At 58.9% G+C, this 10,862-nt stretch carries 10 protein-coding genes; 2 read left to right on the plus strand and 8 right to left on the minus strand.

Features of this window, described 5'->3' with window-relative positions; translation table 11 throughout:
• Positions 1-7: 7 nt before the first annotated feature.
• From ACMGEE_RS02680 to ACMGEE_RS02710, 7 genes are all read right to left on the minus strand, one after another.
• Complete coding sequence (locus ACMGEE_RS02680) at positions 8-1,657, minus strand: methyl-accepting chemotaxis protein (protein ID WP_253454265.1); 1,650 nt, start codon at positions 1,655-1,657, stop codon at positions 8-10.
• A gap of 105 nt (positions 1,658-1,762) precedes the next feature.
• Entirely contained in the window at positions 1,763-2,293 is a 531-nt protein-coding gene (locus ACMGEE_RS02685; protein WP_369894747.1) for a PadR family transcriptional regulator, read from the minus strand.
• Positions 2,294-2,357: 64 nt separating this feature from the next.
• The gene (locus tag ACMGEE_RS02690; RefSeq protein WP_253460984.1) at positions 2,358-3,140 is read right to left on the minus strand and encodes a siderophore-interacting protein; all 783 of its coding nucleotides are present in this window, start codon (positions 3,138-3,140) and stop codon (positions 2,358-2,360) included.
• Between the two features lie 257 nt (positions 3,141-3,397).
• Entirely contained in the window at positions 3,398-4,714 is a 1,317-nt protein-coding gene (locus tag ACMGEE_RS02695; protein ID WP_394148646.1) for a PQQ-dependent sugar dehydrogenase, read from the minus strand.
• A gap of 9 nt (positions 4,715-4,723) precedes the next feature.
• Positions 4,724-5,149: a DUF2231 domain-containing protein gene (locus ACMGEE_RS02700; protein ID WP_253454268.1), complete on the minus strand. Its 426-nt coding sequence runs from the start codon at positions 5,147-5,149 to the stop codon at positions 4,724-4,726.
• 117 nt (positions 5,150-5,266) lie between these two features.
• Positions 5,267-5,980 (minus strand): GNAT family N-acetyltransferase, encoded by a 714-nt coding sequence (locus ACMGEE_RS02705; protein ID WP_436829626.1) that lies wholly within the window; start codon positions 5,978-5,980, stop codon positions 5,267-5,269.
• Between the two features lie 72 nt (positions 5,981-6,052).
• Positions 6,053-6,481 (minus strand): thiol-disulfide oxidoreductase DCC family protein, encoded by a 429-nt coding sequence (locus ACMGEE_RS02710; protein ID WP_253454270.1) that lies wholly within the window; start codon positions 6,479-6,481, stop codon positions 6,053-6,055.
• Between the two features lie 110 nt (positions 6,482-6,591).
• Between ACMGEE_RS02710 and ACMGEE_RS02715 the strand changes: the two genes are divergently transcribed.
• Positions 6,592-8,361, plus strand: a complete 1,770-nt coding sequence (locus ACMGEE_RS02715) for a sensor domain-containing diguanylate cyclase (RefSeq protein WP_253454271.1) — start codon at positions 6,592-6,594, stop codon at positions 8,359-8,361.
• 101 nt (positions 8,362-8,462) lie between these two features.
• Here the strand turns inward: ACMGEE_RS02715 and ACMGEE_RS02720 are convergent, their stop codons facing one another.
• On the minus strand, positions 8,463-9,854 hold the full coding sequence (locus ACMGEE_RS02720; protein ID WP_301250878.1) for an NAD-dependent succinate-semialdehyde dehydrogenase: 1,392 nt from the start codon (positions 9,852-9,854) through the stop codon (positions 8,463-8,465).
• A gap of 116 nt (positions 9,855-9,970) precedes the next feature.
• Between ACMGEE_RS02720 and ptrR the strand changes: the two genes are divergently transcribed.
• Positions 9,971-10,834, plus strand: coding sequence for a putrescine utilization regulator PtrR (gene ptrR, locus ACMGEE_RS02725; protein ID WP_253454273.1), 864 nt, complete (start codon positions 9,971-9,973; stop codon positions 10,832-10,834).
• Positions 10,835-10,862: the final 28 nt, after the last annotated feature.

Below are 10,862 nucleotides of genomic sequence, written 5' to 3' on the forward strand. Positions count from 1 at the left end.
ACGCCGGTCAGAAGGCTTCCCAGTTATCCGTTGAGGCGGTCGCCAGCACCGGCGATTTCAGCGCTGTCACGCCAGAACGACGGGCTACCTCTTTCCTGCCGGCCAGGCGAAACACGGCTACCGCTTCGTTCAGGCGAGCGGCCTGCTCTTCCAGCGAGGCGGCGGCTGAAGAAGATTGCTCCACCAGTGCGGCGTTCTGCTGCGTCACCTGATCGAGTTCCGACACCGCGATGCCGACCTGACTGATGCCCCGGCTCTGCTCCTCAGAGGCAGAGGAGATCTCATCCATGATATCGCGTACCTGCTGTACCGAGCTAAGGATACCGCTCATTGACTCTTCCGCCTGTCCGGCCAGCCGGGAACCGTTGTCAACGCGGGCCGAGGATTCAGCGATCAGCGCGTTGATATCTTTCGCCGCTACGGCGCTGCGCTGCGCCAGGTTGCGCACTTCTCCCGCCACCACCGCAAAGCCACGGCCGTTTTCGCCAGCGCGGGCGGCTTCTACCGCCGCGTTCAGCGCCAGAATATTGGTCTGGAAAGCGATGCTTTCAATTACGCCGGTGATTTCCGCGATTTTTTTAGAGCTTTCCTGTAGCCCAAAGATGCTTTTTATCACACCGTCCACGATAGCGCCGCCCTTCTCCGCCGTTTGCGCGGCAGAAAGCGCCAGCTTCGCCGCCTGATGCGAATTGTCCGCGTTCTGCTTCACCGTGGCGGTGATCTGTTCCATGCTGGCGGCGGTTTGCTCCAGCGAGGCTGCCTGCTCTTCCGTACGGGATGAGAGATCGTTGTTGCCCGCCGCAATTTCGCTGACGCCGGTTAAAATCGTATCCGCGCCGTTGCGCACGTTACCCACGGTTTTCACCAGCGACTGTTGCATTACCGCCAGGCCGGAAAGCAGATGGCCCATCTCGTTACGGGCGCGCGGATCGACCGCTATCTGCTCCGTCAGATCGCCCTGTTCAATAGCGTTGATATGCCCCAGCGCGCGCGCCAGCGGCTGGATCAGCACGCGTTTGATCACCGACCAGCTCACGATCACAGCGCTCAGCACCACCAGCAAAATAGCGCCCATCAGCCACAGCATCTGCGTGAATACCTGCTTGCTTTCAGCGGAGGTGGTCTTTGACAGCTGGCCAACGGCGGCGCGCCAGCGATCGTAATCGCCCTGCATAATCTTCTGGTTGCCCGCAACGTTAATGCTGAACAGGCCGGTTAAATCGCGGCGTGAAGCGATTTCCATCAGCTGATTAAGCTGTCCGGCGTACGCCTGGTAGCTTTGCGCCAGCCTGCTGTTAAGCGTGGCATCGAGTCCGGGAATAACCGGCCCGTTCTGGTAGTTTTTAAAATCGCGATCGGCCAGCGCCAGCTGCGCTTTGCCGTGCGCGACCATACCGCCCACTACGCTGCTGGTCGGCCCCTCTTTTTGCAGCCAGATCACCACGCGGTTAACGTCCGCACGCGCCGCGTTAAGTTCATACCAGGCATTGGTCAGCGCGGTCACCTGATCGCTGGCCGTCGAGGCGGTTTCGAAGCTCTCTTTATTGTGATCCAACGCGCTGAGGAAGAGGATGCCAGCGACAAGCTGTAGGGTGCCGAAGGCAATGATCGTGCTGAGCAAGAACGAGGAGGTTTTGATTCGGGAAAAAACGGACATAGCCACACCTGATTATTGTTTCAGAAGCGACTTATATCGGCAAGGTTACCGGTAACATTAGAAAAAAAACGTGATTATTTATGTTGATAGCCAAACGGGCCTGTATCAGCTGCGCTCGATTTTACGCGCGGCTTCATCCAGCGCATCGATGATGTCGTACAGCGTCTGCTGCGGCAGCGCCGACTGGGAAAGGCGCATATTCAGCGCCATACGCATATTGTTGATGGCCCGCTCCACTTCCGGAATGCTGCGGTTATTGACGAGGATCGCCATCGAGCTGAGTCGGTTAATGATGTCATGCAGCGTTTCCTGCCCTTCTGCCAGCTGGCGCTCTCCTTCCCGGGTCAGGCTATAGGCCTTGCGCGCCGCCTGCGGATCGCGGGATTCGATGCATTCCATTTCCTCCAGCAGCGTCAGGTTGGGATAAATAATGCCGGGGCTGGGGCTGTATTCGCCTTTGGATAGCTCTTCAATCGTCTTGATTAGCTCGTAGCCGTGTGCGGCGCCCTGCGCGATAAAGTGCAGCAGCAGCAGGCGAACGTCGCTGGCGTCCAGCATCTTTTCGCGCCGTTTTCTCCGCGCGGCGCTGGCCGGGCCGCCGGATAAGTCATATTGAGAACTGCGCTGTGATTTCATCGCCTGCCCGAGCCTGTTTGAAGGGGATTGATAGTAAGTTAGCCCCCTGAAAAATACAACAACCCTACTTATCGTGCCAGTAAGCCACCGCACGGACGAAATCGGCGTCGCGCTCGCGCTTGCCGATAAAGTAGTCGCTGAGCTGCTTCACCGCCGCGCCTTCGCCCGTCAGCCAGATAAAGTAGTCGTCCGTCGGTAAGGCAACCTTATCCAGGTCGGCGATAAGCGATCCGACGCCAGCCTGCATTTTGCCGCTACCCAGCCAGACGATTTCCACGTTTGGCGGATCGCCAAGATAGGCTTTGCCCTGCGCTGCGTCGACAAAGGCATAAAGCCTTACCGGCCTGTCCCCAAGCGAGGTCAGCCGTCGTTTGAACGCGGGCAGCCCTGTTTCATCGCAGACGTAAAGCTGGAAAGCGTAATCCTCCGGCACGATCAGCGAGCCGCGCGGGCCGCCGATAGCCAGCCTGTCGCCAGGGTGCGCCGTAACGGCCCAGTCGCTGGCTACGCCCGACTCGTGCAGATAAAAATCCAGCGTCAGCCTGTTTTTCTGCGCGTTAAAGTACAGCGGCGTGTAGTCGCGCGCCAGCGGACGAATGCCGTCTTTCCAGACGATGCCCTCTTCCGTGACCTGGGGCAGATAAAGCTCGCCGGTGGCGGGATCCGGGAAAAAGACCTTAACGTGATCGTCGAAGCCCGCCGAATTAAAACCGGCCAGCGCTTCGCCGCCGAACTCAATGCGGTAGAAGCTGTTGGCTACGAAAGTTTTCGCAATCACTTCTACCGGACGAAAACGCAGTTCATTTCTTACGCGACGGGGAGCGCGACCTGTTTTTTCGGTCAAAATAATTCTCCTGACGGGGGCTGGCCCGTAATAGTAAACCGTAATTATTCTCAATAGCGGAGGAAAATATATCTATGATATATCTTAACCGCAAGCGGATATTTGCTCAGCGTCTGACCACCCGCACAAATAGTCCCTGGAAAACCGCGCAAAAAAAGCCGCCGGGCAGAATGCCGGGCGGCTTGATAGTGATGACAAATTTAAAAGGACGCGCCGCCGTTTTTACAGCGCCACCACGGCGGCAGAGGTTGATAATAAAGTTAAGGCGCAGTCGCGCCGGTGACGCGCCAGACCACGTTTCCGGCATCGTCGGCAATCATCAGGCCGCCCTGTTTATCCATGGTCAGGCCTACCGGCAGGCCGCGAACCGATTTTTGATCGTCAGTGAGGAAGCCGGTGACCACCGGCTCTGGCTGACCCTGCGGCATACCGTTGCGGAAGGCGACCCACACCACCTGATAGCCGTTCAGCGGCTTGCGGTTCCAGCTGCCGTGCTCGCTGACAAAAGCGCCGCCACGGTATTTCTCCGGCAGGTTGGTGCCGGTATAGAACCACAGTCCCAGCGGCGCCACGTGCGAGCTGAGCGCATAGTCAGGCTTAATCGCTTTTTTCACCAGATCCGGGCGCGGCGGCTGCACGCGTTCGTCCACGTGCTGGCCGAAATAGCTGTAAGGCCAGCCGTAAAAGCCACCTTCCTGTACCGAAGTCAGGTAGTCCGGCACCAGATCGGCACCGATTTCATCGCGCTCGTTAACGATGGCCCACAGCTTGCCGGTTTGCGGCTCCCACTGCATCCCGGTGGGGTTGCGCAGCCCGCTGGCGTAGATCCGGCTGGCGCCGCTAGCCGCATCGACTTCCAGGATGTCGGCCCGACGATACTCCGCGCCGATGCCGTTTTCAGTGATATTACTGTTGGAGCCGACGCCAACATAGAGTTTGCTGCCGTCCGGGCTGGCCAGCAGCGACTTGGTCCAGTGATGGTTAATAGGCCCGCCCGGCAGCTCGGTCAGCTCGGTGCCGGGATCGGTAATCTTCGTCGCGCCGCTCTCATACCGATATTTCATCAGCGAGTCGGCATTCGCCACATACAGCGTGTCGCCGATCAGCTGCACGCCAAACGGCGAACGCAGGTTTTCCAGGAAAGGATATTTTTGCCAGCTTTTGCCGTCGCTGCTGCGCAGCAGCGTTATGCGATTGCCGCCGGCGCCGCCCTTGCCGGAGGCCTTTTGAACCAGACCGGTCACCAGCTGCTTCGGCTGGCTGGTCGGCGCTGCCGGAGCGCTGCCTTCCACCACCAGGATATCGCCGTTTGGCAACGTGTAGAGCTGGCGCGGATGCTGAAAACCGTCCGCAACTTTCTCTATCTTCAGGCCATCCGCGACTTTGGGCTTTTCACCCTCCTTCCATGACGTACCGTTCGGGACCTTCATGGGCGGGACAAGGAAGTTTTTTGCCGTCGGCAGCTCCGGATTTGCACCGGTTTGCTTTGCAGGATCGATTTTAGCGCCGTCGTCACAGCCGGCGAGCAGCAGCGAAACCGATACGGCCAGCAGTGAGAGTGTGGTTGACGTTTTCATAACTCCTCCTTAAGCGGTGCGATCGCGCACGGCGAGCTGCACGTTGGCGAACAACATCAGAACCACCGCCAGGGTGGAGAGAATAACGCCGGCAGGCACTACGGCCCACGCGTCGCGGCTGTGTATAAACGCGTTAAAGATTTCCAGGATAATAGCCAGCAGATAAGCCCAAAAATGCACTTTTATCGCCGATCCCTGCGGATAAGAGACGCCTACCCAAACCTGCACAAGGTTAATCAGGCGAGGAATAATCGCGATTATCAACCCGATAGCGATCAGCCAGCTCGCCGCCTGCGTCCAGAAGATTTCGGTACTGTAGAGATAAATAATGTCGAAGATCCAGCCCGCCACAAAAAAGCCGAGCGGGACAGGATGAAACAGCGAATAAACGGCCACCGCAAAAGTCGAATGGCGGGATGTTACCTGGGAAGTCATTTACCGGCTCCTTAAACAGGGAAAATGCGCGCGGCCCGAAAGCAATGCGGCAGCGCAGACTGTAAAAGGTTAGTAAAGTTAATGACTTCTTGTTTAATAATATGAAGAAAATTAGGATTATGCCCGCTGCTGGCGTAAATCGGCCAGCGAATGCCGCTGCACGCCTGCCGCGTCAAAATTGCTGACGTCCAGCCAACGCTCAAAGGCTTCGCGCAGCGCGGGCCATTCTTTATCAATAATGGAAAACCAGGCGGTATCGCGGCTGCGACCCTTATAGACGATGGCCTGACGGAACAGCCCTTCATAGCGAAAGCCGAGGCGCTCCGCTGCCCGCCGCGAAGGCGCGTTGAGGCTGTCGCACTTCCATTCGTATCGACGATAGCCCAGCCGATCAAAGGCGTAACGCATCAACAGAAAATGGCTTTTGGTAGAGAGCGGCGTGCGCTTCAACGCGGGCGAAAAGGTCACGTATCCCACCTCCATCACGCCGTGCGCTGGCTCAATTCTCATCAGCGCCAGCGTGCCGACCGCGCGGCCGCTTTGTCGATCAATCACCGCGAAATGCAGCGGATCGCGGCTGGCTTCGGCCCGGGCAAGATAGTCACGAAGCTCCTCCGCGTTAAAAGGGCCGGCAGGCAAATAAGTCCAGTCCCGATCGTCTTCGGCGCTGCGCCACGCGGCCAGCAGATCCTCATAGTGACGGGCGCTTTCCAGCGGCTCCAGCACGCAGAAGCGCCCCGCCAGCGCCATACGTTCAGGCAAAGGGCGCGGCGTCCATTCGGGAAGCGGTTCACCAACCGGCTGTTGAAATTCATTTAATCGCACGGACAATTTTCACCTCAGGCAATAACTACATTGATTTTCCAGCATAACCTGCCGCACAACGAAAGCCAGTAGTGTTTGTTACCTGTCGATAAACCGGCCCGGATAGTCCGCCGGCGGTTTTTGTCGCTCATTAAATCGGCCAAACAGCCGATAACGGTTTTGTGCGATCAGATTGTAGCAGCGGTCGCTGATGAACTTTGGACAGAAGCGCAGTACCGAAAGCGCTCGCCACGGCCACGGCAGCCCAAGCATAACGCGGAAAATAGCGTCGGCGCGCAGATAAACCTGCCCCCGTTCAAGCAGCACAATGGTATTGATTTCGTCAGGCGACATACCGGCGGCTTTCAGCAGGGATTTGCCTTTTTCAGTCTGAACCGCGGCCAGGCGTACGGTGCGGCGTCTGTCATAGCGCAGCAAAAAATTGACCCAGCCGTTACAGAGTTTGCACACGCCGTCATAGAGCACAATGCGCTCCTGCGACGGCAGAGTTTCAGCAGTATCGGACATAGCATCACCAAAGTCAGATAAAAATAAAAAGCCGCTTGTATGCGACCAGACCTTAAGCCTGGCCTGAAAAGCGGCATACATCCATTTTGAATCGTTTCAGGAACACCAGAATGCCGACTCCTCAAGGCGAAACCCGCTACCAGCTGGCGTTAGAGATGCTGACAGCAGACGACGCGGGACGGGATGAAATTCTCAGCAAGTTCACCCGGCTCACCAGCGAGCTGCTGAATATTCCCGGTAGCTTCGTGTCGATTATGAACGAGCACCAGCAATACATTAAGGCGGCGCGGAATTTCTCGCTACAGCAAAGCTCGCTGGAAGACGCGCTCTGTCGGCACACGCTCGCCAGCGGCGAGGTCATGGTCTGTCCCGACACCCATCTGGACGAACGGTTTAAGGCGCACCCGCTGATTAAAGACTCGCCCTATATCCGTTTTTACGCGGGCGCGCCGCTGAAAATGCGCGACGGCGCCATTGTCGGCACCCTGTGTGTTACGGACGTGCTGCCGCATATTTTCACTGAGGAACAGGTGAAGCTGCTGGAGCTGCTGGCGGAGATCATGACCGCCTGGCTGGACGCCTGGTATCACACCAGCCTGCGTGACGTTGTCACTCTTTTGCCCAATCGTCAGAGCCTGCTGCGTGATTTGGAGCAGCTGGAGGATGGCGGCATTATTCAGCCCTATAGCCTGGTACTGATTGACTGCATTGATATGGCACGCGCCTACGACATCGCCCGCGCGCTGGGGATGTATGCGCTGGAAGCTCTGCTGCAAAACATCGCCGCCCTGCTGCGTACGCGCCTGCAGCTCAGAGACGATGACCGGCTTTATACCGTGTCGAAAGGCCGGTTTGCGCTGCTTTCCGCCGGTAAAACGTCCGGCTGGCCAAAACAGCTGAGCGAAAAGCTGGGTCAGGTACGCGCGCGTATAGGCGAAGAGATTGCTATCGATCTGACTCTTCACCTGGGCGAAGTCTCTTTTGCGCCTGCGCTCTGCCCGCCGGTTGAAGCGCTGCGGCGCGGCGTCAGCGCGCTGCATGAGGCTATCGGCCAGGGCCTGCCCTACGCCGCTTTCGATCTGGAGAGCGATAACCGCCGCAAGCTGGATTTTCTGCTGCTGCACGATCTGGCGGAAGCGCTGCGCAGCGAAGGCGGGCTTTATCTGGTTTATCAGCCGCAGATCTCGTTGCACAGCGGCCTGCCGGTAGGCATGGAGGCGCTGCTGCGCTGGCAGCATCCCCGCCTCGGCAACCTGCCGCCGTTACAGTTTCTGCCGCTGGCGGAGCAAACCAACCTGATGGCTGGCGTCACCGACTGGGTGATCGTCAGCGTGCTGGCGCAGCTTAAGCTCTGGCGGGCAAAAGGCATTAACCTGCCCGTGTCGGTCAACGTCAGCGTCAGCGATCTGGCCCGTGAAGGCTTTGCCGACTGGCTGGAAAGGATGCTGCTGCGGGCGGGCCTCTCCAGCGATTTGCTGAGTATCGAGTGCCTGGAAACGGAAAAGCTGCTGGAAAGCCCGGATGCGATGCGCGGCCTGAATCAGCTCAAGCTGCGCGGCTTCACGCTGGCACTGGACGATTTCGGCAGCGGCTACAGCAATATTAACTATCTGAAGCGCATTCCAATGGACGTCATCAAGCTGGATCGTTCGCTGATCGCGCCGCTTGCTGCCGACGGCGGCAGCCAGATTGTGGCGCGCCACGTGATAACCATGCTTAAGGAGCTGAACTATATTGTGCTGGCGGAGGGCGTGGAGGATGAGGAAACGCTGCTGATGCTGCGCGGATTCGGCTGTGATGAAATTCAGGGCTACTTTTGCAGTAAACCCCTTCCGGCGGAAGGGGTTGAGCAATGGCTTAAGAGCGGGAAAACGCCTTAGATCAGGCGCCTGCGCAGACGATCGGCTCAGGATGCAGCCCAAAGGGTCAAATCAGGCGCCTGCGCAGACGGACAGCTCAGCGTCCTGCCCAAAGGATCCAATCAGGATTCTGCCCAGACGGTCTGCGCGTTGGTAAATTCCCGAATACCAAAGTGGGACAGCTCGCGACCGTAGCCGCTGTGCTTAACGCCGCCAATCGGCACGCGCGGGTCGGAGAAGCTCGGCGTATTGATAAACATGCCGCCGGTTTCCACCTTCGCGGCCAGCCTGCGGGCTTTCGCCACGTCGCGGCTCCACAGGCTGCCGCCCAGGCCGAACTCGGAGTCGTTAGCCAGCGCAATCGCGTCGTCCGCGTCCTTCGCCACAATCAGCGAAGCAACCGGGCCAAACAGCTCCTGCTTAAAGCTGGTCATGCCGGGTTTGACGTTGCTCAGCACGGTAGGCGCATAGAAGTTCGCCTTGCCCTGCATCACGTGGCCACCCAGCAGGCACTCCGCGCCTTCGGCGATGGTAGCCTGAACCTGAGAATCCAGCTCGTCGCGCAGATCGAAACGGGCCATCGGGCCGATATAGGTCGCCTCGTCACGCGGATCGCCCACCACCAGCTCTTTTACCGCCGCCACGAATTTGTCGCGGAACTCGGCAAAAACGGCCTCCTCCACGATAATCCGCTTAGCAGCCATACAGACCTGGCCGCCGTTCATAAAGCGACCCGCCACCGCGCCTTTCACCGCCGCATCGATATCGGCGTCGGCCAGCACGATAAAGGCATCGGAACCGCCCAGCTCCAGCACGCTTTTCTTCACCGCCGCGCCCGCCAGCGCCGCAATAGCCGCGCCTGCGCGCACGCTGCCGGTCAGGGTCACGGCCGCGATGCGTGAGTCTTTGATAATAGTAGCGACGGCGTCGTTATCGGCATTCAGGACGCTAAACAGTCCCTGCTGCACGCCCGCTTCCGCCAGCACGGATTGCAGCAGCAGCGCGCTGCCCATAATGCTTGGGGCCGGTTTCAGCAGATAGCTGTTGCCCGCCATAATAATCGGCACCGCGCCGCGCAGCACCTGCCATACCGGGAAGTTCCACGGCATCACGGCCAGGATCGGGCCAATCGGCAGATAGTTGACGTGCGCTTTTTCGTTTTCAACCAGCGTGGCTTCCGGCGCCAGGATTGTTGGCCCCTGTTCCGCATACCATTCACACAGGCGCGCGCATTTTTCCACTTCGGCCAGGCTCTGGGTAATCGGCTTGCCCATTTCGTCGGTCATCATTTCCGCCAGCGCGCGAGCATGTTTACGCAGGCTGGCCGCCATGTTCAGCAACAGCTGGCTGCGTTCCGCCACCTCGCTGTGACGCCAGTGCTGAAACGCGCCGTGGGCCTGCGCCAGCGCGGTTTCCACCTCGGCGGCGGTAGCGAAAGGCGTCTGGCGAATGATGTCGCCGGTAAAAGGGTTACGGGATACGGCGCCCGCCTGAACTGCTGATGAAGTCGTCATAAGATCCTCCGTCGGCCTCTCAGGCCGGTTGGTGATAGTGACGCTATCTTAGCCTTGCGCATCCTTCCTGAAAAATGAATAATAATGAAAATATCCTGCTCAAAATGAGAATGTTTATGGATCTGACTCAGCTGGAAGTGTTCCGCGCCATCGCGGAAGAAGGCAGCGTGACGGCGGCAGCGGGTAAACTGCACCGCGTTCCTTCTAATATTTCTACCCGCCTGCGCCAGCTGGAGGACGAGCTGGGCACGGCGCTGTTCAGCCGCGAAAAACTGCGCCTGCATATTACCGACGCGGGCCGCACGCTGCTGGATTACGCCAACCGCATCCTGGCACTGACTGAGGAGGCGCGCCTTCAGGTTTCCAGCCAGCATCCTGCCGGCGTCTTTACCCTTGGCGCGATTGAGAGCACCGCCGCGGTGCGGCTGCCGCCGCTGATTGCCCGCTATCATCAGGCCTGGCCGGAGGTAGAGCTGGATCTCTCTACCGGGCCGTCCGGCGCGATGACCGACGGGCTGCTGGCGGGCGAGTTCAGCGCGGTGTTTATCGACGGGCCGCCGAAGCATCCGCAGCTGGAAGGTATCCCGGTTTTTAACGAGGAGATGGTGCTGATCTCTTCGCTGAACCATCCGCCGGTCACCTGCGCCAGGGAAATTTCAGGTGCCACTATTTACGCTTTCCGCGCCAACTGCTCCTATCGCCGTCTGTTCGAGAACTGGTTCGCCCGTGAAAACGCGTCGCCCGGCAAGATTTTCGAGATGGAGTCCTATCATGGCATTCTTGCCTGCGTCAGCGCGGGCGCCGGGCTGGCGCTGATCCCGAAAAGTATGCTGGAGAGTATGCCCGGCAGAGACAGCGTCAGCGCCTGGCCGCTGAGCGACAGCATGGGCGAGCTGGCGATCTGGCTGGTATGGCGCAAAGGCAGCGGCTCCGCCAATCTGCGGGCGATGGTGAAGATGTTAGAAGCCGTGCAGGAGTAATAGCGCTGAACTACGCTTAACCCACCTG

Source organism: Erwinia artemisiae (assembly GCF_051400835.1).
In the GTDB taxonomy this organism is placed as follows: Bacteria; Pseudomonadota; Gammaproteobacteria; order Enterobacterales; family Enterobacteriaceae; genus Erwinia; species Erwinia aeris.

Coding starts and splice junctions, on each gene's coding strand:
- ACMGEE_RS02715 (WP_253454271.1), top strand. CDS start 6,592: ATGCCGACTCCTCAAGGCGAAACCCGCTACCAGCTGGCGTTAGAGATG.
- ACMGEE_RS02680 (WP_253454265.1), bottom strand. CDS start 1,657: ATGTCCGTTTTTTCCCGAATCAAAACCTCCTCGTTCTTGCTCAGCACG.
- ptrR (WP_253454273.1), top strand. CDS start 9,971: ATGGATCTGACTCAGCTGGAAGTGTTCCGCGCCATCGCGGAAGAAGGC.
- ACMGEE_RS02710 (WP_253454270.1), bottom strand. CDS start 6,481: ATGTCCGATACTGCTGAAACTCTGCCGTCGCAGGAGCGCATTGTGCTC.
- ACMGEE_RS02685 (WP_369894747.1), bottom strand. CDS start 2,293: ATGAAATCACAGCGCAGTTCTCAATATGACTTATCCGGCGGCCCGGCC.
- ACMGEE_RS02720 (WP_301250878.1), bottom strand. CDS start 9,854: ATGACGACTTCATCAGCAGTTCAGGCGGGCGCCGTATCCCGTAACCCT.
- ACMGEE_RS02700 (WP_253454268.1), bottom strand. CDS start 5,149: ATGACTTCCCAGGTAACATCCCGCCATTCGACTTTTGCGGTGGCCGTT.
- ACMGEE_RS02695 (WP_394148646.1), bottom strand. CDS start 4,714: ATGAAAACGTCAACCACACTCTCACTGCTGGCCGTATCGGTTTCGCTG.